This is a genomic window from Jejuia sp. G7-7 (assembly GCF_055808955.1).
The window spans coordinates 874720-899962 of the sequence record NZ_JBVVSZ010000001.1 but is presented as its reverse complement, the minus strand read 5'-3'; the positions used below and the strand labels follow the sequence as shown (position 1 = coordinate 899962).

16 protein-coding genes and 7 pseudogenes are annotated in these 25243 nt (G+C 31.5%); 10 read left to right on the top strand and 13 right to left on the bottom strand.

The genetic code is table 11. The features are described 5' to 3' along the window. Positions 1-10: 10 nt before the first annotated feature. The 7 genes and pseudogenes from AC0L5U_RS04430 to AC0L5U_RS04400 form a co-directional block, all read right to left on the bottom strand. Complete coding sequence (locus AC0L5U_RS04430) at positions 11-1288, bottom strand: hypothetical protein (protein WP_473414857.1); 1278 nt, start codon at positions 1286-1288, stop codon at positions 11-13. A gap of 74 nt (positions 1289-1362) precedes the next feature. After that, positions 1363-2841, bottom strand: coding sequence for a gluzincin family metallopeptidase (locus AC0L5U_RS04425; protein WP_473414856.1), 1479 nt, complete (start codon positions 2839-2841; stop codon positions 1363-1365). A gap of 92 nt (positions 2842-2933) precedes the next feature. After that, positions 2934-3625 (bottom strand): annotated as a pseudogene (locus tag AC0L5U_RS04420) (LOG family protein). 6 nt (positions 3626-3631) lie between these two features. Further along, positions 3632-6462: pseudogene (uvrA, locus tag AC0L5U_RS04415) on the bottom strand (excinuclease ABC subunit UvrA). Between the two features lie 101 nt (positions 6463-6563). After that, the gene (locus AC0L5U_RS04410; protein ID WP_473414855.1) at positions 6564-7262 is read right to left on the bottom strand and encodes a hypothetical protein; all 699 of its coding nucleotides are present in this window, start codon (positions 7260-7262) and stop codon (positions 6564-6566) included. Positions 7263-7329: 67 nt separating this feature from the next. Next, a pseudogene (gene ggt / locus AC0L5U_RS04405) lies at positions 7330-9035 on the bottom strand (gamma-glutamyltransferase). Continuing rightward, on the bottom strand, positions 9036-9629 hold the full coding sequence (locus AC0L5U_RS04400; RefSeq protein WP_473414854.1) for an acyl carrier protein phosphodiesterase: 594 nt from the start codon (positions 9627-9629) through the stop codon (positions 9036-9038). It abuts the pseudogene before it with no gap. Between the two features lie 78 nt (positions 9630-9707). Between AC0L5U_RS04400 and glmM the strand changes: the two are divergent. The 3 genes and pseudogenes from glmM (at position 9708) to AC0L5U_RS04385 (ending at position 12765) form a co-directional block, all read left to right on the top strand. Continuing rightward, positions 9708-11094 (top strand): annotated as a pseudogene (gene glmM / locus AC0L5U_RS04395) (phosphoglucosamine mutase). Positions 11095-11886: 792 nt separating this feature from the next. After that, positions 11887-12228, top strand: coding sequence for a hypothetical protein (locus tag AC0L5U_RS04390; RefSeq protein ID WP_473414852.1), 342 nt, complete (start codon positions 11887-11889; stop codon positions 12226-12228). Positions 12229-12543: 315 nt separating this feature from the next. Continuing rightward, the gene (locus tag AC0L5U_RS04385) at positions 12544-12765 is read left to right on the top strand and encodes a hypothetical protein (protein ID WP_473414851.1); all 222 of its coding nucleotides are present in this window, start codon (positions 12544-12546) and stop codon (positions 12763-12765) included. 10 nt (positions 12766-12775) lie between these two features. Here AC0L5U_RS04385 and AC0L5U_RS04380 read toward each other — a convergent pair whose 3' ends face one another. After that, on the bottom strand, positions 12776-13387 hold the full coding sequence (locus AC0L5U_RS04380) for a DEAD/DEAH box helicase (protein ID WP_473414850.1): 612 nt from the start codon (positions 13385-13387) through the stop codon (positions 12776-12778). Positions 13388-13605: 218 nt separating this feature from the next. Here AC0L5U_RS04380 and AC0L5U_RS04375 point away from each other — a divergent pair, with 218 nt between their 5' ends. Both AC0L5U_RS04375 and AC0L5U_RS04370 read left to right on the top strand, forming a co-directional pair. Beyond that, positions 13606-14379: a hypothetical protein gene (locus AC0L5U_RS04375; RefSeq protein ID WP_473414848.1), complete on the top strand. Its 774-nt coding sequence runs from the start codon at positions 13606-13608 to the stop codon at positions 14377-14379. A 133-nt stretch (positions 14380-14512) separates the two neighbouring features. Then, positions 14513-16045, top strand: a complete 1533-nt coding sequence (locus tag AC0L5U_RS04370) for a sulfatase family protein (RefSeq protein WP_473414847.1) — start codon at positions 14513-14515, stop codon at positions 16043-16045. A gap of 6 nt (positions 16046-16051) precedes the next feature. Here AC0L5U_RS04370 and AC0L5U_RS04365 read toward each other — a convergent pair whose 3' ends face one another. Together AC0L5U_RS04365 and AC0L5U_RS04360 are read right to left on the bottom strand one after the other, a co-directional pair. Continuing rightward, on the bottom strand, positions 16052-16708 hold the full coding sequence (locus AC0L5U_RS04365) for a lysophospholipid acyltransferase family protein (protein WP_473416165.1): 657 nt from the start codon (positions 16706-16708) through the stop codon (positions 16052-16054). Continuing rightward, positions 16705-16932 carry an LpxL/LpxP family acyltransferase gene (locus tag AC0L5U_RS04360; RefSeq protein ID WP_473414846.1) on the bottom strand — a complete coding sequence of 76 codons (228 nt, stop codon included), beginning with the start codon at positions 16930-16932 and terminating at the stop codon, positions 16705-16707. Before AC0L5U_RS04360 ends, AC0L5U_RS04365 begins: the two co-directional genes overlap by 4 nt. Positions 16933-16994: 62 nt before the next feature. On the opposite strand from AC0L5U_RS04360, the pseudogene AC0L5U_RS04355 reads away from it, so the two are divergent. From AC0L5U_RS04355 to cmk, 5 genes and pseudogenes are all read left to right on the top strand, one after another. After that, a pseudogene (locus AC0L5U_RS04355) lies at positions 16995-17628 on the top strand (rhomboid family intramembrane serine protease). Positions 17629-17788: 160 nt separating this feature from the next. Further along, positions 17789-20238 (top strand): annotated as a pseudogene (gene lon / locus AC0L5U_RS04350) (endopeptidase La). Next, complete coding sequence (locus AC0L5U_RS04345) at positions 20222-20671, top strand: LysM peptidoglycan-binding domain-containing protein (protein WP_473414845.1); 450 nt, start codon at positions 20222-20224, stop codon at positions 20669-20671. The pseudogene lon and the gene AC0L5U_RS04345 overlap by 17 nt, the downstream one beginning before the upstream one ends. Before the next feature lie 150 nt (positions 20672-20821). Further along, a pseudogene (porQ, locus tag AC0L5U_RS04340) lies at positions 20822-21843 on the top strand (type IX secretion system protein PorQ). Positions 21844-21927: 84 nt separating this feature from the next. Beyond that, positions 21928-22623 carry a (d)CMP kinase gene (cmk, locus tag AC0L5U_RS04335; RefSeq protein ID WP_473414844.1) on the top strand — a complete coding sequence of 232 codons (696 nt, stop codon included), beginning with the start codon at positions 21928-21930 and terminating at the stop codon, positions 22621-22623. A 3-nt stretch (positions 22624-22626) separates the two neighbouring features. Here the strand turns inward: cmk and AC0L5U_RS04330 are convergent, their stop codons facing one another. The 3 genes from AC0L5U_RS04330 to AC0L5U_RS04320 form a co-directional block, all read right to left on the bottom strand. After that, positions 22627-23793 carry a carboxypeptidase-like regulatory domain-containing protein gene (locus AC0L5U_RS04330; protein ID WP_473414843.1) on the bottom strand — a complete coding sequence of 389 codons (1167 nt, stop codon included), beginning with the start codon at positions 23791-23793 and terminating at the stop codon, positions 22627-22629. A 153-nt stretch (positions 23794-23946) separates the two neighbouring features. After that, positions 23947-24162 (bottom strand): hypothetical protein, encoded by a 216-nt coding sequence (locus AC0L5U_RS04325; protein ID WP_473414841.1) that lies wholly within the window; start codon positions 24160-24162, stop codon positions 23947-23949. Continuing rightward, positions 24104-25159, bottom strand: coding sequence for a carboxypeptidase-like regulatory domain-containing protein (locus AC0L5U_RS04320; protein WP_473414840.1), 1056 nt, complete (start codon positions 25157-25159; stop codon positions 24104-24106). The genes AC0L5U_RS04325 and AC0L5U_RS04320 overlap by 59 nt, the downstream gene beginning before the upstream one ends. Positions 25160-25243: the final 84 nt, after the last annotated feature.

Sequence of the window (25243 nt, the reverse complement as noted above, 5' to 3'; positions counted from 1 at the left end):
TAATAATTATCTAATACCAGCGTCTTCTAAACAAGCCTAGTAATGATTCTGGATCAACCGTAAATTTGAATCTTATTTTTTGATCGTAATTAGGTTGACCAATTTCCCAACCTAAATTAGAATATACTGGAAAGTAAACTTCAAAATAATCTGTAACCAAATTAATTCTAATTCCAGAATCGTAAACAAATTTAGGAGCTATTTGTTTGTTTTTCACTAACCCAAAATCACCATAAGCTAAAATATATTTCCATAATGTTGTGCTTACATTTGCAGTAGTCATCCATTGGTTTGCAAAAGGGACCTTTAATTGAGATTTAAAACCTCCTTCTGCATCAATATATTGCTGACTAAAAATTCCAGAAGCTTCAGAGCGTCCTAAATAGTTATATTCAAATAAGTAGTCCGTTGGTCTGTCTAAAGCAAAACTAAAATAATTTGAGCTTGGGTTATTATTGTTTTCTATAAAAAGGCCGGTAAAAAATCTTAGGTTTAATTGTCTATTACTTTCATAAAGCTTTCTATATTCATAATTAAAAGATACTTTACTAAATGTTCTTGCTATTTGTAAATCAGTATACCATTTACTAAAGTTTATTAAATTATCGTTTGAGTGAATGTAACGTGCATTAAAAACGCTATAGTTTGGTTCGTCACTACTATCAGGATTCAATGGGTCTCTATCTCGATTAAAATCTAAAAATCTAAATCTTAAAAGTTGTCTCTTATTCGATCTGAAATCACTATCTTCTCTAAATGCAAATGAAAGAGAGGGAATTAAACGTCTTACAAATAAATCTTCAGCATAAGAACTGTAACCAAAGCTAGCACCATATTTAATTGCGTATAAATTTTTGTTCTCAATATTATGAGTCATAGAAGCGGATACTCCTCCAGTAAGTGCTTTAGATCCTAATGAATATTGGGGTTGAATTTTATATTTTAAATTTCGTCTTAATAGTGTGCCGTTATATGCTTTAATCCCTAAATTTAAACCATCATAGATATTATTAAATTCTACAATTGGCATGAAAAATACTTGACTATAATTGGGGTCTTCAACATCTTTAAATAATCGAAACTGTAATGGTTTATTATTAAAAAAGAAACCTTTGAGAGATTTCCAATTGTCCCTTTGGTTGAATTCAGGAATTGCATTATTGTAATTTAAAACCAATTTATTGGCCTTATTTCTTGGAATAGTAACTGTTTTTTTCTTTTGAATATTTTCAATCCAAAACTTAGAAATAATACTATCATTATTTAGAGTGTATAAAGATACAGGCATACTGTTATCTCTTTTATTCTTGATAGTTACAGTTATTGAATCTTCGGTTTTTTCAACATTTTTGATTTTGAAATCTATTTTTTTCTTGACTTCAAATAATCATCAAAAAACCAATCAATATTTTTAGAAGTTTTTGATTTTAAAAATTCCTCAAATTCTTTAGTTGATGTTTGTTCTAATGTATGAGTTTCTAAAAACGGTTTTATGGCATGTTCTAAAACGTCATGGTTTATAAAATCGTCTAAATACTTAAGTCCTATACCAGCTTTGTATTTATTGGCAATATTGTTATTGAATTTCAAAAGAGAATCCTTTTGCATAGTTAATGGCTGATCCCTATTAGTTCTGGCCATAGACATGTATGCTATTGTATACTTTTCATTATAATGTAAATCAGAAGCATGAAATGACCTCACGCCCCAAAAATCTGCCAAAGCTCCTAAAAACTTCATGTTTGGATAATACTTCTCAACATATTTAATGAGGTAATATATTTGAATAGCATCCAATAACCAATGGTCTTTTCTAGGATTAACCAACAATGTGTTTTCTAAGTAATTATGAAGTGTAATTTTTAAAAGTTTTAATTCATACTCAAAAGTATCTGGATATGGTTGTAAAAATTTAGGCAATGAATTTAAACCGTATACAGGATCATTAGTATTGTCTATTTCAGTTAATAGTATTTTTTCATGTGGATAAACTCCAATATTATCGTTTATGTAATTGACGATTTTTTCAGTTATTAAAACCTTTTCTATAAGTTCTAAATTATTGTCTTTAATATCTGAAACAATCTCTATTTTTTCATTTTTTAGAGACTTGAATTTGTCAGTCTTGTTTAGATAAACTTCATTACTGTTTCTGTCTTTTCCTTTAAAAACTGTTATTTTACTATCTCTATTTATTTTGGTTTCAACAACATTTAATTCTGAAGTTAAAGTATATTTTTTTGGATAAGTAGCCTCTAGTGTAATGTTTGATTTAGGTATAAATAAATCATTTAGGTTTTTATTGCTATAGTATTGCCAATCAGTATCATAAATGGCAGGAGAAATGTACCAATACCTTAAATTGAAATCACCATCTGGTGTAACGCCATAACTAGTGAATTTATCATTAGGCACTTTAATAATGTATTCTAATTGAATTGTATAAGATTCGTTAATAGGTAGTGGTTTAGATAGTTTTACTTCAATAACATCAATTTGGTTTTTAAGTCGCGAAAATGTTAAACTATCTTTATTTTGAAGTATTGATGTAATTACAGAATAGCCCCTATCTTCATTTTTAGCTAAGTGAAATTTATTATTATACTCATCAGCTAAACGTTTAGCTAAAGCTGTATTTTTAGTTGAGTAACTATTACTCCAATCATTTAGATAAATAGTTTTTAAAGTATCTTTAGATTTATTTTGATACGTTATTTGTTGGGATATAGTAATGAGTCGTTCCTCTACATTAAAATCTGCTTTAATGTTGATTTCATTTTGCCCAAAACCTACTATAACATAGGCTAAGGAGAATAAGTAAGTTAAAAAGCGTAACTTCAAAATAGTGTTTAAAATTATCAGATTTGTGTTTTAGGCGCAGCAATATAATGAATAATATGCATCATACATGTAATTTACACATCCTAAAGGTTTTATTTAGAAGTTTGACTTAATCCAGATTCTTTGTAGAAAGCATCTAGAATAGTGATAACTTCATCTTCTGTGTCTACTAAATGAATTAAATCCAAGTCTTTAGGACTTATATTTTGGTTTGCTTCTAACAAGGTGGATTTAATCCAATCTATTAGTCCCTCCCAAAACGTTTTCCCTACTAAAATAATTGGAAATTTTTCGATTTTATGAGTTTGAATCAATGTCATGGCCTCAAATAGTTCATCTAAAGTCCCAAAACCACCCGGCATTACCACAAAACTTGGGAGTATTTTACAAACATTACTTTACGAACAAAGAAATAATCAAAATCTAAACTTTTATCAGCATCTATATATGGATTATCATGTTGCTCGAATGGCAAGTCAATATTCAAGCCTACGGAAGTACCTCCGCCTAAATGAGCTCCTTTATTTCCAGCTTCCATAATTCCTGGACCACCGCCAGTAATAACACCATAACCAGATTCAACAATTTTTTTAGCAACTTTTTCTGCTAGCAGGTAATATTTATCATCAGGTTTAGTTCTAGCTGAACCAAAAATAGAAACACAAGGTCCTATTTTGCTCATTTTTTCATAACCATTCACAAATTCCCCCATAATTTTAAATATGGCCCATGAATCGTTAGTTTTTATTTCATTCCAACTTTTGTGATGCTCCTCTTTTGTCATATTATTTTAATTTAATTCTTTTTTCAAAACTTGGCAGTATAACTTTTCTTGTGCTTTACAACATTCTCTGGAGTGCCTTCAACAACTATTTGTCCACCCCCTTTTCCGCCTTCATAACCAATATCAATAATATGGTCTACGGTTTTGATAACATCCAAATTATGTTCTATAATAAGTACCGTATTACCTTTATTTACTAGTTTGTTCAAAACCAACATTAATACTCGAATGTCCTCAAAGTGAAGACCTGTTGTGGGTTCATCTAAAATGTAAAATGTGTTTCCAGTATCTCGTTTGCTTAATTCTGTTGCTAATTTAATACGTTGCGCTTCTCCTCCAGAAAGGGTGGTGCTTTGTTGACCAAGTGTGATATAACCCAAACCAACATCTTTAATAGTTTTTAGCTTTCTGAATATTTTTGGAATATGTTCAAAGAAGTCCACAGCTTCATTAATGGTCATATTTAAAACATCACTAATATTTTTGCCTTTATAGCGAATTTCTAAGGTTTCTCTGTTGAAACGTTTGCCTTGACAGGTTTCGCATTCTACATAAACATCAGGTAAAAAATTCATTTCAATAACACGTAAACCACCGCCTTTACAGGTCTCACAACGTCCGCCTTTTACATTAAAACTAAAACGCCCAGCTTTATAACCACGAATCATGGCTTCGGGTATTTTGGCAAATAAACTTCTAATTTCATCAAAAGTTTTGGTGTATGTTGCAGGATTACTTCGTGGTGTTCTTCCAATAGGCGATTGATTAATATCTATAACCTTATCAATATGCTCTAACCCTTTGATAGTTTTATAAGGCATTGGTTTTTTTACACCATTAAAATAATGTGCATTCAAAATAGGGTAGAGCGTCTCATTAATCAAAGTAGATTTACCACTTCCCGAAACTCCTGTAACTCCAATCATTTTTCCTAAAGGAAATTTAACAGACACATTTTTTAAGTTATTACCTGTACAGCCTTTAAGCTCTAAAAATTTACCATTACCTTCTCTTCGTTTTTTTGGTATTTCAATTTCTTTAGCGCCATTTAAATAATCAGCAGTAAGAGTATTATGTGTTTTTAAATCATCTGGATTGCCAATACTGATAATTTCGCCACCGTATTTTCCAGCCTTAGGGCCAATATCTATGACATAATCGGCACGTTCTATCATGTCTTTATCGTGCTCAACTACAATCACAGAATTCCCTATATCTCGAAGTGATACTAAAGAATTTATCAATTTTTCATTATCACGTTGATGTAAACCAATACTTGGTTCATCTAAGATATAAAGTACACCAACCAATTGAGAACCAATTTGCGTAGCGAGCCTGATACGTTGTGCTTCTCCACCCGAAAGCGATTTTGAACTCCTGTTTAATGCCAAGTAATTTAGGCCTACATCCAACAAAAACTGCAAACGTGTTTTTATTTCTTTAAGAACTTCTTCAGCTATTTTAAATTGTTTTTCTGAAAGATGAAGATGCAAATCGTTAAACCATTCAGCTAATTCTACAATATCAGTATTTGCGAGTTCTGAAATGTTTTTATTGTTTATTTTAAAGTATAAGGATTCTTTTTTTAACCGAGAGCCTTCGCAAACCGGACATTTTACCTTGTCCATATAATCTTTAGCCCATCGTTTAAGTGATGTTGATTCTGCTGTATTGTATTGGTTTTCAATAAAATTGGCAACTCCCTCAAAATCTATTTTATAATCTCTGGTAACACCTAGTGTTTTACTTTCAACAGAAAACTTTTCATTACCACCGTATAGAATAACTTGTTTGGCTTCATTTGGAATATCTTTAAAGGCATCAGTCAATTTAAAATCAAAGCGTTGTGCAATAGTTTCAAATTGTTTGAAAATCCAACTTTTCTTCTCTGGTCCATGAGGGGCTAATGCACCTGCTTTAATGGACAATGAATCATCAGGTATAATTTTGTTCTCATTTACCTGATACAATTCGCCAATACCATTACAGTTAGAGCATGCTCCTTTTGGAGAATTGAATGAAAAATTATTAGGTTCTGGGTTTGGATATGAAATTCCAGAGGAAGGACACATTAAATTTCGACTAAAATAGCGTGCCTTTTGTGTGTCTTGGTCAATTACCATAAGAACATCATCGCCATGATACATTGCTGTATTGATGGTTTCTGTAAGCCGTTTATCATTATCAGTTTCATTATTTACCACCAAACGATCTATTACAATTTCAATATCATGCGTTTTGTAGCGGTCTAACTTCATGCCTTTTACAAGGTCATTAATTTCGCCGTCTGTTCTTACTTTTACAAATCCTTGTTTTGCAATTTGCTCAAATAACTCTCGATAATGACCTTTTCTAGAACGAACAACAGGTGCTAAAACGTTAATACGTTTCCCATCAAAATCTTTTAAGATAAGTTCCTTAATTTGTTCATCACTATAGCTTATCATTTTGTCTCCAGTATTGTAACTGTAAGCATCGCTTGCACGAGCAAACAATAAGCGCATAAAATCGTAAATCTCGGTAATTGTACCAACCGTAGAGCGAGGTGACTTACTGGTCGTTTTTTGCTCAATGGCAATAACAGGAGATAAGCCATCAATTTTATCAACATCTGGTCGTTCCAGACCTCCTAAAAATTGACGAGCATAAGCAGAAAACGTTTCAATATAACGGCGTTGTCCTTCGGCATATATGGTATCAAAAGCCAATGAGGATTTACCACTTCCAGATAAACCAGTAATAACTACTAGTTTCTCTCTAGGAATTGAAACATCAATATTTTTTAGATTATGAACACGAGCGCCCTTTACCTCAATTTTTTCTTCAAAATAACTCATAGCAATACAAAACTGCCCTTATTTGAGAGCAAAGTTGCGAAGTTACGTTTTTTGAGGTTAAAAATGAAGTGTATCTATGGAGGTAAAACTGTTAAAAAAAGTTAATGCGTTTTAATATCCGATATTTCCATACCAAACATTAATATTTTATGGAACCTTGGTAATTTCACACCAGTTTCTGCAATTTCCCAATCGCTCCATGAAGCTTCTAGCCCGTCAATTGGAGTTTCAGAATCCCACATATTAAAGCTTTTTGGTTTTCCTGTATCATCAAAATGCCATAAATAAGCGCTTTCACCATTGTAAGTCACTAATAGTGCTTTTTTATTAGAATCTAGTGTAACTAGTTTACGCTCAACCCCTTCATCAAAAACATTGAAAGGTGCAATCAACCAAAATACATCATTGTTAAAGTGATTTTTGGCTTTTTCAACTAATTCAGCACCCATTTCGCCTTCTATAGTAAAGCCATGTACATAAGCTTTACTTTCAGAATGGTCTTTTAAATCAAGTTTAATCTTGTTTTCTTTCCAAAACACTTCACAAATATTTTTGGTTTTTTCCCATTTGTAGTGTCGTTTCTTCTTAAAAGTCCACTCTATATAATCTGTACTTCTGTAAGCCTCATAATTTAAGGCAATAAGCATTTTTGTTGCAAGATTATCTGCAGCTTCACCTTTTACACCATTTGGAATGTCTTGATGATGTTTAAAATACAAAAAACCAAAAAGGAGGAGTGTAGGTAGTGTTAAAAACACTACAACACCAAAGATTATTTTTATAGGTTTTTTAGATTTCATTTATGTAATAGATTGGGGTCTGGTTTGCTAAAGTATTAATTATCATTGGTTTGATGAAACAAAATAGTTAAAAACCGATAGCCGTATCATCTCCTCGATAATCTGCACCACCCTCATACAAGTTGTCATTTAAAACAAGTATTCCATCGACTTTACCTAAAATACTCGATTTTCCTTCTTTCACTGGATATCCTAAATCTTCAAGTTGAAGAATTAACGATTTATTAAAAGAATGTGGTTCCATTAATATTCTATCCGGTAACCATTGATGATGAAATCTAGGCGCATTTACAGCCTCTTGCATACTCATATTAAATTCATGTACATTAAGAATGGTTTGTAAAACTGAGGTAATAATTGTAGAGCCGCCAGGAGTACCAAGTGTCATGAGTAATTTACCATTTTTTTCAACAATAGTTGGTGTCATAGAGCTTAACATTCGCTTTTCTGGAGCAATACTATTGGCTTCTGCTCCAATTAATCCAAACATATTGGGGGTGCCAGGTTTGCTACTAAAATCATCCATTTCATTATTTAGAAAAAGCCAAGTTCAGCACAATACAATTTAGAGCCATAAGCACCATTTAGAGTTGTAGTAGTTGCAATAGCATTTCCAAATTGATCAATAATGGAGTAGTGTGTTGTTTCATTACTTTCAATGATTTGAATGTTACCATGCGAAACAGCATCAGAAGATGTTGCTTTTTCAAAAGAAAAATCAGCCATTCTTCCACTTAAATATTTATCGCTTATAAGTGTTCTGGCAGGAATTTCTATAAAGTCTGGATCTCCTAGATAAAAACTTCTATCTGCATAAGCACGTCTTTCAGCTTCGGTAATGGCTTGAATGGTTTTTAGAGTGTTATGTCCATATTCATGTAACGGAAAAGGTTCGATCATTTTTAAAATTTGGGCTAAACAGATACCACCACTTGAAGGTGGTCCCATGGAAATAATCTTTAAATCATCATAAGAAAATGTTATCGGATCACGCCATTTGGCTTCATATTTTGATAAATCATCTTCAGTAATAATACCACCATTGTCTTTTATGAATTTAGCCAGTATTTCCCCCGTTTCCCCTTTATAAAATTCATTCTTTCCATTTTTAGAAATACGCTCTAAAGTTTGAGCCAAAGCTATATTTTTAATAGTGTCTCCAGTTTTCCAATCCAATTCAAAAAGAATAAAATCATTATTTACTTTTCTAAAATTTGGTTGATGCCATTTTAATCTCTTTTCTTGCTTATTGGTAACCACAACACCTCTGTAAGCTAAAGCTATTACAGGTTTTAAAATGGTTTCTATGGGTAGGGAACCCAATTTATCATGAACTTCAAAAATACCTGCAACAGTTCCTGGAACACCAATAGACATTATGCCAAGGGTGCTTTTATTAGGAATTATAGTTTCATTTTCATCTAAATACATGTTTTTTGTAGCGGCAAGTGGTGCTTTTTCTCTGTAATCGATTGATCCAATTTCACCATTTTTTGTTCTATAAACCATAAAACCACCTCCACCTAAATTTCCTGCTACGGGATAAGCAACCGCCAAAGCTAATTCAGTAGCTACCATCGCATCAAAAGCGTTCCCTCCTTGTTTTAATATGTTTACACCAATTTGCGAAGCTTCTTCACGAGCCGTAACTACCATGGCATGTTTTGCAACCACACCACGTTTAGTATTGCTGTTAATAGCTATATCTGGTGTTTTTTTACAGGAAATAAAAAAGCACAAAAAAACTAGAGAAGTAAAATAAAACCTTGTCATTTAATCTTCGTTTAAAACTTTTAATTTTTCATTAGAAAACAAAATAAGCTCATCAAAAAAAGCAGTAAATTCAGTTTCAAATTCAGAATAGAATTCTTCTAATTCCTTAACAGCTTCATTCATGCCAGAAACGTTTTTGGTGCGTCTATTCATACCTTCTAAAACTCGAGTAATACCATCAATAGATGCATAACTCAATAACCAATTATCGGTAATCATGTATGGCATCATTTTTTGAATTCTTAAAGGCAATATTTCAAAATTATCTTCAAGTGAAGTATAGAAATTATCCACATATTTGTTTAATGGTACATTACAATAGTTGCTCCAATTTTTAGCTAAAAAATGGTCATATAAAATATCTACAATTACCCCTGAATAATGACTGTATTTTCCGTGTAAACGTTTTGTGCTTTGTCTTACCGTTTTATGAGCATCGGTATACGTGTCAATATGCCTGTGTAACAAAATACCAGTTTGTACATCTTTATCATAGGTTTTGTAATTTTTACCTTTTATACCGTCTGCAATAAAATTTCCTATGGTAACTAAATCGTTATCTCCAGATAAATAAATGTGTGCTAAATAATTCATTCGTGAAATTTACAAATTCCGTGCTAAGAAATACGATTTTGAAACTGTATATTTGTGCTTTAATTTTAAAAATAGAGTATGACACTTATAAAATCAATTTCAGGAATAAGAGGAACCATTGGCGGACAAGTAGGCGAGAACCTTACCCCAATAGATGCTGTAAAATTTGCAGCAGCTTATGGTGCTTGGTTAAAACAACAACGTGTTAAAGACAATTACAAAGTTGTAGTAGGACGAGATGCACGTATTTCTGGAAAATGATTCAAAGTTTAGTCATGCAAACTTTGGTAGGTCAAGGCATTCATGTTATTGATTTAGGCTTATCTACCACTCCAACGGTTGAAGTTGCAGCGCCTATGGAACATGCAGATGGTGGTATTATTCTAACCGCAAGTCACAATCCAAAACAATGGAATGCCCTTAAATTATTAAATGCAGATGGAGAATTTTTAGATGGAGAAGAAGGCGCAAAAATTTTAGAACTAGCCGAAGGCAACACTATAGAATTTGCCGATGTAGATAGTTTAGGTAAAATCACAAAAAATAAAGCCTATTTCGATTTACACATAATAGAAGTTTTAGATTTACCATTAGTAAACGTAAAAGCTATTGAAGCAGAGCGTTTTAAAGTAGTTGTAGATGGCGTAAACTCAACTGGAGGAATAGTTATTCCTCTATTATTAGAGCGTTTAGGTGTTGATGTTATAAAGTTGTATTGTGAACCAAACGGACATTTTCCACACAACCCAGAACCTTTAAAAGAACATTTAACAGATTTATCTGATGCCGTTAAAAAACACAATGCAGATTTTGGTATAGTTGTAGATCCAGACGTAGATCGTCTCGCATTTATGGACGAAAATGGTGATATGTTTGGAGAGGAATACACCTTGGTAGCTTGTGCCGATTATGTATTGAGTCACAACCCAGGTAATACGGTAAGCAACATGAGTTCTACGCGTGCACTTAGAGATGTTACCGAAAAACACGGCGGCATGTATGAAGCCTCTGCAGTAGGCGAGGTAAATGTTGTAAAATTAATGAAGAAAAACAAAGTAGTAATAGGTGGCGAAGGCAACGGTGGCATTATTTATCCAGAGATTCATTATGGTAGAGATGCCTTAGTGGGTATTGCGTTGTTTTTAAGTTTATTGGCAGAAAAAGGCATGAAAGTAAGCGAACTTAGAAAAACCTATCCGAGTTATTTTATGGGTAAAAAGAAAATACAATTAACGCCAGGTTTGGATGTAGATGGTATTTTAAAAACCATGGAAGCCCGTTATAAAAACGAGCAACTAACCACTATAGACGGTGTAAAAATAGATTTCCCGAAAGTTGGGCACACCTGCGTAAAAGTAACACCGAACCTATTATTAGAATTTATACCGAAGCAAAATCTCAAGAAGAAGCCGATGCGTTGGCCGATAAATTTATAGCCGAAATTGGAGTAATAGCTGGTATTTAATCCTTTTATATTAGAAGCTGTTTCCCGCTTGTAATTTATCCTGTGCGCAGCTAAGGACTATCTTTTAAGACGTCATTGCGAGGAGCAAGCGACGTGGCAATCTGTGTAATTATGGTTCCATTTAGGTTTTAAAAAGGATGCCGTTTCAATCGGGGCTAGACTATCTGCTAGGGTCTTTTTCTTTCTTTAAATTGATTATATTTACGGATAGGACAGAGGTAAAGGAATTTACTGTCTGTTTGCGAAATATAAATAATAAAGGTTATTATATAGCGGGTTAAGCACTATTATATAAATGAAAAATAATAAAGGTTTTACAGAACTAAAGACAGTTAATGATTATTGGAAGAAACTGGAATTTGATTTTGACAAACTTACTGATAATAAGGATAATCATTATATAGCTTTTAATTTTTTTGTTACAGCATACCATTTAATTGATTGGGTTTTTTGGGGGAATATTCAAGAGATCGTAAGGAATTTAATAAAAAGCCAATAATAAAAGTGTGTAATCATATTGCAAATGGGATTAAACATTTTGAAACATATAGACATAATTCTATAAAGGAAATTGAAAAAAGCGTTTTGTAGAAAAAGGTTTTGTACAAGAAGGTTTTTTTGAAAGCCCAATAATAGTTTACTTTGAAGATAATCTTAAATCTGAATTTGGCAATTCATTAGAAATAATTGAGCTCGCAAATCAAGTTATGAGTTTTTGGGAAATAGAATTAACTGAAAGAAAGTTAATTGAATAAAACTCCGATCTTCGAGGAACTACAAGGCATATATTACATGCAAACAGCACCCAAACCCATGAAAAACTATGTCATCATTTTCACTATCATAATTTCACTAACGTCTTGCAGCATTAAAAAACCATCGCCTTCTGAGACAGTAACTACATATTTTCAAGGGTTTGATACTGCAGATTTTAATCAAATAAAAACGGTAATAAATGATAGTATTACAATTACCTCTGGAGATTATATAACACTTTATACACAAAATAGTTTTTACAAACAATTTAAATGGGATTCCGTATTTCAGCCCACATATCAATTAATCAAGATAGAACACCAAAATGACCAAATATTAGCAACCGTAACATCGAGTTCGCTACGTTTCAAGTTTTAAAAAACAATCCTTTAACTTGCAAATACAAAATCTCTTTTCATAATGGAAAAATATCAAAACTTGAAGAATTAGAATATCCAGATGCTAATTGGAATGTTTGGCAAAATGAAAGAGACACTTTGGTTAATTGGATTAAAATCCATCATCCTAAGTTTGATGAATTTATCAATGATTTAACCATGAAAGGTGCACAAAATTACTTAAAGGCAATTGAACTTTATAAAAACAGAAACTTATAAACAATGACTAACTAATCCGGCAATTATCATCCAGACTTTCTTCAATTAGAGTATCTTACACAAATAAACTATTCCTATGAAATTAAATTTATTGTCTTGCGATGCTCAGAGACCAGATAGAAGAGCGATAGCTAAATGTATTGTAGAAATCTCTAATATTGAAACATCTTTGTCTAACGAATTTACTGATATACTTTTAGAAGGAGACGCCGTTGATATTGAAGTAGAAGATAAAAACTCTGGCTCTGCTTTAAGAGCTTTACGAAAACTAAGTATTGATTACGAAATTATTGAGTAAACTCTCTTAACTAAAGCTTCACAATTTGTGCATTATACATAAATGTATCTTGCCAGCGTTCAAAACGTTTGTCAAATTTTTCAGCAAAAATTAAATATTGGCATTTACCAATACTTTCTGGTGTTCTAGCTACTTCAGATAGGTTGTTATTTCTAAATAAAAACTCTGCATCCTCTACAATACACATTTGCAGTTTATTCAAATTAATCCCGTTTAAGTAAAAAATCTTATTCAATCGTTTTGGAGTAGCTATAACAATGTCTGTCCCATCATAAATTTCATTCCTTTGGTCATCAATATTTTTCTCATCATACGCGCAATAGACACGTAAATCTGTTCCTCTTTTATATGCATTAAACTCCAATTCTAAATCTAATGCAGTCTGTTTGTCTTTTACAAAAATCAACACTCGTGGGGCATCTTCAAATGCTTTACCTTTTAATTTTTGAATCACACTTATAATAATGCTCGTTGTTTTACCAGATCCTTTCGGTGCAATGGCAAACATACTAACACCTCCTTTTATTTTGGATATGATTTTTTTCTGAAATGGCAAAGGGTTTTCAAAACCTTTATGTTCTAAAATAGCTCCTAAAGGTTCAATTAGTTTTTTAAACGGCATAATATAATTCCTGAATTTGTAGCAAATATAGTTGAAAATAAAAGTATTTACTTGATATGCTTTTCATTTGAAAATCTAAAAAATTAATTGAAGTTTTTAGTATAAAAATTATATTGAAACAAACTTTTCATCATAAGTTGTTTTCTTTTACTAATTTTGAAATACAATCTCCAACACATTATTTATAAGCATATTACTGTTGCAAAATCTAACTAAAAATGGGAAGAATACATCTGTTTGAATTTGAAGACCAAAAATGGTTTCCAGCGTTTTTAAGAAATTATGGCACAGATTTTTTGCAGTTTCTATCAAACAAAACAAAATTATATAAATCTATTATACCAATACTTGTAAAAGGACTTCAAGAAAGTAAAACAAATCAAATAATTGATTTAGGATCTGGTGGAGGAGGTGGACTAATTTGGTTGAATTCTGAATTAAAAAAAGAAATTCCTGATTTAAAAATTATGTTAACTGATTTTTATCCAAATATTTCAGCATTTAATTTTACAAAGGTAAAAGCCAATAATTTTGATTTTGTAACTTCTCCAGTAGACGCCAGAGCTGTTCCTGAAGAGTTGAATGGTTTAAGAACTCAATTTTTATCATTACACCATTTTAAACCTAATGCTGCAAAACAAATTTTACAGAATGCTGTAAATTCTAACTCTTCTATTGCTATTTTTGAAGCTCAAGAAAGAAGTTTGCCTAGTATTATAGCCATGTTATTTTCGCCAATTAGCGTACTTTTAACGACGCCATTTATAAGACCTTTTAAGTTTGGACGCATTATTTTTACTTATCTTATTCCGATAGTGCCATTGTTTGTTTTGTGGGATGGTCTGGTTTCTTCATTGAGAACCTATTCTGTAAAAGAAATGAATACCCTTGTTGCTAATCTAGAAAATACAGAAACATACAATTGGGAAATAGGTAGAGTAAAGTCTGGACCTGGCGTTATTTTATATTTATTAGGAATTAAAAAGCGATAGTTATATTATATAGCAAGGTTTTCAAATTAGTAAATAAAAATCGTGTTTAGGTAAATTATAGTCAATTCTTCAAAAGTATTCCATCTTAATGGTTTTAATCATTAGTTTAGTAAAATAACTAGATTTTTGAATAATGAATATCAACCGCCACATCATCACTTCGATTACATGCATTGCATTAATTTTAATGTCATGTCAATCTAAAAACGATTCTAAAAAAGATATTGAAACTGATAACAAACCAAATATTGTTTTAATTATTGCAGATGATGTAAGTTGGAATGACATTGGAGTATATGGACATCCAAATGTAAAAACACCAAACCTAAATCAGTTAGCAAAAGACGGAATGCTTTTTAAAGAAGCATTTTTAACTACGAGTTCTTGTAGCCCTAGTAGAACAAGTATTATTTCAGGGTTATATCCTCACAATACTGATGCAGAGCAATTATCATGGCCATTACCCGATTATAAAAAGACATTTGTTCAAGAGTTAAAAAATGCTGGATATTGGACAGGTTTAGCAGGTAAATATCACATGGGTAATCCGGTAAGAGATGATTTTGACATGCTTTTAGAAATGCAATGGTTAGATGCACCAATCGGTTTGGATAGACGTTTAAAAGGAGATGGGAGTGGCTGTGACGAATGGATTAAACTATTACAAGAGCGTCCAAAGGATAAACCGTTTTTTACTTGGCTAGCCTCATTTGATGCGCATCGTCCATTTTATGATGATAATAGTTGCCCTAAAGTGCATGATACAAGTGATGTTACTTTACCACCTTATGTTCCAAATACAGATTTAGTAAAAAAAGACTATAGCTTATATTATGATGAGATTGCAAGGATGGATGATTATATCGGTAAAGTTGTTGCTGAACTAGAATCTCAAGGTGTTGTTGATAATACAATAATAGTCTTTGTTGCTGACAATGGTAGAGCGTTTCCGCGAGATAAAACAACACTTTATGATGGTGGTATTAAAACACCTTGGATTGTAAAATGGCCTGCTAAAATTAAAGGTGGTACTGTAAATAATAATCTAATAAGTTCTGTAGATATAGCACCTACTTTTATGAGTGTAGCTGGTTTAAAACCACTTTCTGAGTTTGAAGGTTTTGATTTTTCTGGAATGCTAAATGATACTTCAAAAACAATAAGAGACCAAATTTATGCTGAAGATCATTTTCATGATTATGAAGATTATACAAGAGCTATAAGAACCAAAACATTTAAATACGTTAAGAATTTTTATAATGATTTACCAGATACACCATCTGCAGATGTTAACCGAGGCCGAAGTTGGCAAAGTATGATGGAAGAATACAAAAAGGGAACACTTACTGAAGCTCAAAAAAAATGTTTTAAAAAACCAAGAGACAAAGAAGAGCTTTTTGATATTGTAACAGATCCTTTTGAATTAAATAATCTTGTACTAAATCCAGATTACAAAGAGGTTTTAGATGAAATGAGAGAAAGACTTGTAACCACTAGAACTACAACCAAAGATTTTTTACCAAAGCAAAGAACACCAGACGATTTTTTTAGAGAAACAGGTTTGCCAACAAAATATAGAATTCGTCCACGACCATCAAAAGCAGTTTATATGAAGGCAATGAAAGAAGGCAGAGTATTGGTAAATCCAGATTTTAAAGAAGAATAGTATTTCTTATTTAGGCTCTTTACCACGATGCTTCCAGCGTTTGTGTGTCCATAAATAATATTCTGGAGCTTCATGTAATTGTTCTTCAACACGTTTTAGAGCAATATCGGTAATTTCAAAATCTTTTAATTCTTTTGGAGTTTTAGAAATAATAGAAAAAGTGGATTCGTAATAGCCTCTTTTTAATTTCTTAACTTTCAAAAACAAAGCAGCCATATCTAATCGTTTTGCTAAAACCTCGGCGCCAACATGAACAGGTACTCTAATGCCCATAAATTCTTGCCAATATATTGCTTTGTTTAATTTTGGAGATTGGTCAAAAACAAAACCGTTAAAGGTTAACTCATTATTACGCTTGGCTTTTATTAGTGCAGGAAATGTTTCTTTTGTGGTTATTAAATGACTATTATATTTGGCTCTAATGCGTTTTACAAGTCTATCAAAATACTTGTTACTTAATTTTTTATAGACTGCATAACCTTTATAATTTACATGTGTCTGTAAGATGAAAATCCATTCCCAACTTGCATAATGTCCCATAAAAAGTACAATGCTTTTTTGTTCTTCTTCTAATTGATGTAACATATTCAAATTAGTAAATGCATAACGCTTTTGCATTTCAGCTTCAGAAATTGTGATAGATTTTATGGCTTCAACAATCATATCACACAAATGATGGTAGAATTTTTTCTGATTTTTAAAATTTCTGAATCGGATTTTTCAGGAAATGCTAATCTCAAATTATTTGAAACAACTCTCTTTCTATACCCAAAAACATAATAGAGCAACACATAAATGCCATCCGAAAATGCATACAGCAATCTAAAAGGTAATATAGAAATTAACCATAAAAAAGGATAAATAATAATATACGCTAGAAATTGCATTTATAAGTTTTAGATTTGTAAGCGCAAATATATGTTAATTTCAATTTAATCGTTTTAAACACATGGGTAATTTAGATACCATAACTATAATAATAATTATCGCTAACGTTTTGATATCCTATAAGGGTTTCAACGATTTTACTTTTTTTGAAAAGTATAAATTTAATGTAGGTGGATTAAAAGAGGAGAGCAAATAAGAATGTTTAGTTCCGGGTTTTTGCATGTAGATATGCAACACCTATTGTTCAACATGGTAACACTATACTTTTTCTCTGGTTTAGTAGTTCACAAGCTAGGAACAGTAGGCTTTTTAACTATATATATTGGTAGTTTATTAATTGGTAATTTCCTATCTTATTATTTTCATAAAAATGAATATCATTATAGCGCAGTTGGTGCAAGTGGGGCGGTTATGGGAGTGATATATTCAGCTATTTTGTTTGATCCTTGGATGGAAATAAACTTTTTTATTCCAGGGTTTGTATTCGGAATAGGGTATTTATTGTATTCTATTTACGGTATGAAAAAAGAATTGGGAACATAGGCCACGATGCGCATTTTGGCGGTGCTGTAGGTGGTTATATACTAACGCTCATGTTGGCGCCATCACTTTTTAGTACAAGTCTGCTATTTGTAGGTTTATTGGCAATACCAATTATAGTACTTTTTGTTTTGCAAAAAACTGGTAAAATGTAATGTCTAAATAATTACAATTGGCATAACTATTGAATTTATATAAGTAATAAAACGTCTTATCAATTATTAAAATACTGATATATAGGTGTTTAAAATTTTGTATAATAAATTTGAAAAAAGGTTTAGTACGTTTTAATGACATAATGACCTAGAGAGATATATGAAGAAATCTAATTTTATAACGTTTGACAGTTTGTCATCACAGGAGTTTGATGAAAATTCAGAGTTAATTCCATTAATGACACCTGAAGATGAAGAGGCTATTAATAATGAAGAGTTACCTGAAACACTCCCAATATTATCATTACGAAATACTGTATTGTTCCCAGGTGTAGTTATACCTATTACCGCTGGTCGAGATCAATCTATTAGGTTGATAAACGATGCCAATAAAGGCTCAAAAGTAGTTGGTGTAGTAGCTCAAAAGGATGAAACTGTTGAAAACCCAACAGCAAAAGATATCCATGAAACGGGTACTGTAGCTAGGATTTTAAGAGTTTTAAAAATGCCTGATGGTAACGTTACAGTTATTATTCAAGGTAAAAAGCGTTTTAAAGTTGCTGAAGTGATTACTGAGCAACCTTACATGAACGCTACCGTTCGAGATATTGCAGAAGCTAAACCAGCTATAAATAATAAAGAATTTAGAGCAATTATAGATTCGATAAAAGATTTAGCTTTAGAGATTATTAAGGAAAGTCCAAATATTCCAAGTGAAGCCTCTTTCGCTATAAAAAATATTGAGAGCAATTCTTTTTTGGTAAATTTTGTATCCTCAAATATGAATCTTTCTGTTACCGAAAAACAGGAAGCTTTAGAAATCAATGATCTACAAAAGCGAGCTTTAGCGACATTGAAATTTATGAATGTTGAATTTCAGAAATTGGAACTTAAGAATGATATTCAGTCCAGAGTTCAAATGGATATGAGCCAACAACAGCGTGAATATTTCTTGCATCAACAGATGAAAACCATTCAAGAAGAATTAGGTGGTGTAAGTCATGATGAGGAGATTGACGAAATGCGATTTAAAGCTTCAGAAAAAGTATGGATGAAAAAGTAGCGAAGCATTTTGATAAAGAAATTGGGAAGTTGCAACGTATGAATCCTCAGGTTTCTGAATACTCAATTCAACGTAATTATCTAGAATTACTTTTAGATTTACCTTGGAATGAGTTCAGTAAAGATAAATTCGATTTAAAACGTGCCAAGAAAATTTTAGACCGCGATCATTATGGTTTAGATGATGTAAAACGTCGTATCATAGAATATTTAGCAGTATTAAAATTGCGAAATGATATGAAATCGCCAATTTTATGTTTATATGGTCCTCCTGGAGTTGGTAAAACATCATTGGGGAAATCTATCGCTGAAGCTTTAGGTAGAGAATATGTGCGTATGTCTTTAGGTGGATTACGAGATGAAGCTGAAATCCGTGGACACCGCAAAACATATATTGGTGCAATGCCAGGGCGTATCATTCAAAGTTTAAAAAAAGCGGGGACTTCTAACCCTGTTTTTGTTTTAGATGAAATTGATAAGCTTTCAAATTCTCATCAAGGTGACCCATCTTCTGCAATGCTTGAAGTGTTAGACCCTGAGCAAAATAGTGAGTTCTACGATAACTTTTTAGAAATGGGGTATGACCTTTCCAAAGTAATGTTTATTGCAACCTCAAATAGTTTAAATACTATTCAGCCTGCATTGAGAGATCGTATGGAAATCATCAATGTAACTGGTTATACTATAGAAGAAAAGGTAGAGATTGCTAGACGTCATTTATTACCAAAACAATTAAAAGAGCATGGCTTAAATAACTCACATTTAAAAATAGCAAAACCACAATTAGAAAAGATAGTTGAAGGTTATACAAGAGAATCTGGTGTACGTGGTCTAGAAAAACAAATTGCAAAAATGGTACGTTTTGCTGCCAAAAACATTGCAATGGAAGAAGATTACAATGTTAAAGTTTCTAATGAAGATATTATTGAAGTTTTGGGTGGGCCAAAACTAGAACGCGATAAATACGAAAACAATAACGTTGCTGGAGTTGTTACTGGTTTAGCATGGACTAGTGTTGGTGGAGATATTTTGTTTATAGAGTCCATACTTTCCAAAGGAAAAGGTAATATGAGCATTACGGGAAACTTAGGTAAAGTAATGAAAGAATCGGCTACTATTGCCATGGAATATATAAAATCTAATGCAGATACTTTTGGTATAAATACTGATGTATTTGAGAAATATAATGTACACATCCATGTTCCTGAAGGTGCAACTCCTAAGGATGGACCTAGTGCAGGTGTTACCATGTTAACTTCTTTAGTGTCACTTTTCACTCAAAAGAAAGTTAAGAAAAGTTTGGCAATGACTGGTGAAATCACACTTCGTGGGAAAGTATTACCAGTAGGAGGTATTAAAGAAAAAATTCTAGCTGCAAAAAGAGCTCGTATCAAAGAAATATTATTGTGTGAAGATAATAGACGTGATATTGAAGAAATAAAACCTGAATATTTAAAAGGTTTAACCTTTCATTATGTGACCGATATGAGTGAAGTTATAGATATTGCTATCACTAATCAAAAAGTTAAAAATGGAAAGAATCTTTAAATTTGATGTATTCATTCTGGTGGTTTTTATGTGCCAAACAATTAGTGCACAACAAAAGCCCTATTATAAAGATGTACTTTTAAATGGTAAAGCGGCAAGATTAAATGTTACTACAGGTGAGTTTATATTAGTAGGATCGAATGGAAATGATTCAATTATTAAGGCTAATGCTGATAAAGAAGATTTTTCGCTAGAAGAATTGAATTTTCATATTGTAGAACCTGGCGAAAACATGCTGATGATTTCAAAACAATATGGGCTAACATTAAACGAACTTAAAAAGGGTAATAATCTCAAAACCACTTTGGTTAGCATAGGACAGAAGCTTCGTGTTAGAAATTTTGATAAAGCTGAAAAAGAAACTTCAGATGTTGTATGGATAGTTTCAAAAGGAGATACGCTCTATGAAATTTCTAGAAAAACAAAAAATTAGTGTTGCTACCTTAAAGCGTTTAAACGGATTAAAAAATAATACACTAAATATTGGTCAAAAATTATTTTTGAAATAGAAATCCATACTTCAAAAAAATAAAAGATACATGCTATCGTTTAAAGATAGATTCATTTACTTTGTATCGTAAATATGCTAAAGAAAGTTATCACTATTTTTTGTTTGTCTCTTGCTCCATTGGTTTTTGCTCAAGTAGGAGGTGAGTCTACATATCAATTTTTGAACTTAGTGTCTTCTCCAAGACAAGCAGCTTTGGGAGGAAAAGTATTTACAAATGTAGACTATGATGTAACCCAAGGCTTATTTAACCCAGCTACTATTAATGCTGAAATGGATAATCAATTGGCATTAAATTACTCGAGTTATTTAGGAGGTATTAGTTACGGAACTGCTGCTTATGCTTATACTGTTGATAGACGTACACAAAACTTTTCATGGTGGAATAACCTATATAAATTATGGGGATTTTGATGGTTATGATGAAGCTGGCAACTCTACTGGATCATTTACAGGAAATGAAACAGCATTATCTGTAGGTTATGCACTTCAATTAGGTTATTCTGATTTTTATTTTTGGAACTAATTTAAAATTAATTACTTCAAAACTAGAACAATATAATTCTTTTGGAGCTGCAGTAGATTTGGGCTTATTGTATATTGATGAAGATTTAGATTTTCATGCGGCTTTAGTTGTAAGAAACTTAGGTTCACAAATTACTACTTATGCAGGTTTAAATGAACCATTACCTTTTGAAATTGGATTTGGTATGTCACAGACATTAGAGCATGTACCTATTAGATGGCATGTTACGTTTGAAAACTTACAAGAATGGCCAATCGCAAGACCAAATCCAGCAAGAGTTACAAGCGATTTATCTGGAAATCAATCTTCTGAAAAAATAGGCTTCATGGGGCAACTAATAAGGCATACCATTTTAGGAGCTGAATTGTTTCCAGAAGGTGGTTTTAATATACGTTTAGGGTATAATTTCCGCCGTGGTGAGGAATTAAGAATTGTAGACCAACGAAATTTCTCAGGTCTTTCTGCTGGAATTTCTATCAAGATGAATAAAATGCGTTTTAGTTATACACATGCTAAATATACAAGTGCAGCTAATTCTAATTTTTTTGGATTGCAAATAGATTTACAATAGGTAGAGAATTCTGAGTTTTCAAATAGGGAATAATTTTTTACACTCTAACCATTTTAAGTATTTTAGGGACTTCAAACTTTATACATGAATAAAATTACAATCGCCATAGATGGTTTTTCTTCAACAGGTAAAAGTACTGTTGCTAAACAGATTGCAAAACATTTAGGTTATGTGTATGTTGATACTGGGGCAATGTATCGTGCGGTAACTTTATATGCACTTCAAAAAGGTTTGATTTCTGATAACGATTTTAATATTGAAGCTCTAGAGTATCAACTAGACAATATTAATTTGAAGTTTAGATTTAACGAAGTATTGGGATTTGCTGAAATGCTTTTGAATACTAAAAATGTTGAGAAAGAAATTAGAACTTTAAGAGTTTCTAGTTTTGTGAGTAGGGTAGCAGCTGTTTCTAAAGTTCGAAAAAAATTGGTTGAGTTACAACAACAAATGGGAAAAAACAAAGGAGTTGTTATGGATGGAAGAGATATTGGTACTGTTGTTTTTCCGGATGCAGAACTTAAACTATTTATGACTGCTTCTGCTGAAAAACGTGCAAAAAGACGCTATGAAGAACTTATTAAACGTGGAGATAAAGTTACATATGAAGCTGTTTTAAAAAATGTTACAGAGCGCGATTATATTGATACAAATCGAAAGGATTCACCTCTTGTGAAAGCTGATGATGCTATCGAAATTGATAATTCTAATCTTAACTTACAAGAACAATTTAGTAAAATTTTAAACCTTGTAAAAATGACGATAGAGGATAGCGAATAAGCTCTATTTATTTACTAACTCAAATTGTTTAGCTAATGGAACTCCAAAATTCCCCTCTAATTCATTTTTTATTCTCTTAAAAATTCTGTATCCGGAGGCATACTTAGGGTTATTCCAAAACTCTTCATTATATGGTAAATCTATAATCCCCATATCAGTATCATGACCAAAAGGTATTACCCTGAATTTCTTTTTATCCGTTTCAACATTATAAACAAAAGCTTCAGTTCTATACTGTAAAGTTTCAGCATCTGTACCCCAATATTTTTTTGGGATATTCTCTTTTTTTAGGTTCCATTCATTTTTAAAATAACTTAAATGTAATTTACCACTATTATGTTTTTTGTAAATAAACAAAGTTCTTCCTCGTTCTATACGATATACTTTATAGCTATCAATACCAATATAAAGCACAATTTTTTCCCAATCTAATTTGGGATTTTGTCCTACAACAATTACAACATCTTCACCTTCATATGAAGAGTCCCCAGTTTTTTTCCATTTAAATTTCTTTAGATTTCGACTATGTTGAGAATAATGAGGTCTAAAAGGGTTAAGATGGAATAAGCTATTAATTGAATGTTGCCATTGTTTTGTTTTATATATTCTGTAATCAGCAGATTTTCTAATTTCAGTAACTTGTATGTCTCCTGGAGCATATGCTGGACCTCTATCTCTAATCTTTATATAGTTTTCAACAAAAAATTTCGATTTTTTACTTTCTGTGTTCGCTCGCCTATACAACATTTCTATTTTGTGAGGTTCACTTAACGTGTTTGCCTTCATCATTTTTTTTGCGTTAAGTACGTAGTCTATTGGGCTAAGCAATTTCACAGCATCAAGCTCAGTTGTAGTTTCAACAAGGATGATTTCTTTCTTTTCTAGTTTTAAATAATCTTCAACTTTAATCTTGTAGGAATCATAACCCAAACTAGAAACAGATAGAGAGTCTTGTAATTCATTTTTAGTAATAAGGAATGAGAATTCCCCATCTTCGGTACTTGATGTGCCTACATATTTTTTTACAATACCAACAGCAACAAATGGTACTGGATAAGCTGCTTCGTCTAAAATTATACCTTTAACTTCAATTCTTTCATTCTGGGAATATCCAAAAATTGGAATTAATATTAATAAACTTAGTAAGTAACGTAATGATTTGATTTTCATATTGATTTAAATTACAAAAATAAAGCCAAAATCTAATTTTAATAAAAAGATTGAAAAAACTTAATTAACACTTATTATTAGATTAACTAAATTACATTTTTGGCAGATTGTATATAACTACATAATTACCAATTATTTGCACAAAATATTCAATTATTTATTCACTAATTCATATTGCTTTTCAAGTGGTACACCATATATGCTTTCTAAACCATCTTTTATACGTTTATAGAATTTGGTATCTGGTGGAGCACTTAGGTTTTTCCAAAACTCTTCATTATAAGGTAAATCTATTAGTGCTGCATCAACATCAATACCATAAGGGCTTACTTTTATTTTCTTTTTTATCAGTAATAACTCTATAAACAAAAGCTTCTGCTTTAAAATGAGAATCTACAACAGGTGTATTCCAATATTCTCTAGGGATTCTATCTTTAGATAAATGCCAATCATGGTTATAGTAGTTTAAAACCAGCTTGCCGCTTTCATGGTTTTTGTAAATAAACAAGGTTTTACCACGCTCAATTCTGTATACTTTATAAGTATCTATACCTATATATAGTTTTATTTTCTCCCATTTCTTTTTTGGGTTTTTACCTTCAACAATAACAACATCTTCACCTTCATATGATGAATCACCAATTTTTTTCCAAATAAATTTTTTTAGGTTTCTAGAATGGTCAGAGTCATTTGGTCGTATTGGATTTACTTGGGCAACAACATTTATTGGATGCCAATTGTGTTTGGGTTTCCAAATTCTGTAATCTCCAGATTTTCGACTTTCAGTAACCTGAACTAACCCAAAGTAGAATGCTGGGCCTCGATCTTTTACTTTAATGTAATTTTCTACTAAAAGTTTAGGTTTATCACCTTCAGTAACTGCACTCCTATATAATATTTCAATTTGATGAGGCTTGCTAATAGTGTTATTTTTAAGCATTTTAAGAGCATTTACTACATATTCAGCAGGACTTAATAACGTTATAGCATCCAGCTCTGTTAGTGTTTCAATTAAAACAATTTCTTTTGATGTTCTATTGATAAAATCTTCAATAATAATTTCAAATGGTTCATAACCCAAACTAGAAATTGAAAGCGTGTCCCTTAGTTCGTTTTTTGTAATCAAAAATGAAAATTCGCCATCATCAGTACTGGATGTTCCAATATATTTTGCTGTAATCCCAACAGCAACAAATGGAATAGGAGTAGATGTTTCATCTAAAATTAAACCTTTAACTTCAATTTTTCCGTTTTGAGAATTTACATTTATAGATAAAAGTATTGTAAATATACCTAGAAGAAAAATAGATTTAATAGGAATGTTTTTTAATAAAACGAGAGTGGTTAAGTGGTTTCTAAAATTCATACCAATATTTTTAAAAAAAGAATCCTGTAAATTTATTCACAGGATTCTTAATATTATGATATATATGTTCCTGATGAGAGAACA

Coding starts and splice junctions, on each gene's coding strand:
- cmk (WP_473414844.1), top strand. CDS start 21,928: ATGAATAAAATTACAATCGCCATAGATGGTTTTTCTTCAACAGGTAAA.
- AC0L5U_RS04370 (WP_473414847.1), top strand. CDS start 14,513: ATGAATATCAACCGCCACATCATCACTTCGATTACATGCATTGCATTA.
- AC0L5U_RS04400 (WP_473414854.1), bottom strand. CDS start 9,629: ATGAATTATTTAGCACACATTTATTTATCTGGAGATAACGATTTAGTT.
- AC0L5U_RS04430 (WP_473414857.1), bottom strand. CDS start 1,288: ATGCCTGTATCTTTATACACTCTAAATAATGATAGTATTATTTCTAAG.
- AC0L5U_RS04345 (WP_473414845.1), top strand. CDS start 20,222: ATGGAAAGAATCTTTAAATTTGATGTATTCATTCTGGTGGTTTTTATG.
- AC0L5U_RS04390 (WP_473414852.1), top strand. CDS start 11,887: ATGCAAACAGCACCCAAACCCATGAAAAACTATGTCATCATTTTCACT.
- AC0L5U_RS04365 (WP_473416165.1), bottom strand. CDS start 16,708: ATGATTGTTGAAGCCATAAAATCTATCACAATTTCTGAAGCTGAAATG.
- AC0L5U_RS04375 (WP_473414848.1), top strand. CDS start 13,606: ATGGGAAGAATACATCTGTTTGAATTTGAAGACCAAAAATGGTTTCCA.
- AC0L5U_RS04385 (WP_473414851.1), top strand. CDS start 12,544: ATGAAATTAAATTTATTGTCTTGCGATGCTCAGAGACCAGATAGAAGA.
- AC0L5U_RS04380 (WP_473414850.1), bottom strand. CDS start 13,387: ATGCCGTTTAAAAAACTAATTGAACCTTTAGGAGCTATTTTAGAACAT.
- AC0L5U_RS04410 (WP_473414855.1), bottom strand. CDS start 7,262: ATGAAATCTAAAAAACCTATAAAAATAATCTTTGGTGTTGTAGTGTTT.
- AC0L5U_RS04330 (WP_473414843.1), bottom strand. CDS start 23,793: ATGAAAATCAAATCATTACGTTACTTACTAAGTTTATTAATATTAATT.
- AC0L5U_RS04320 (WP_473414840.1), bottom strand. CDS start 25,159: ATGAATTTTAGAAACCACTTAACCACTCTCGTTTTATTAAAAAACATT.
- AC0L5U_RS04360 (WP_473414846.1), bottom strand. CDS start 16,932: ATGCAATTTCTAGCGTATATTATTATTTATCCTTTTTTATGGTTAATT.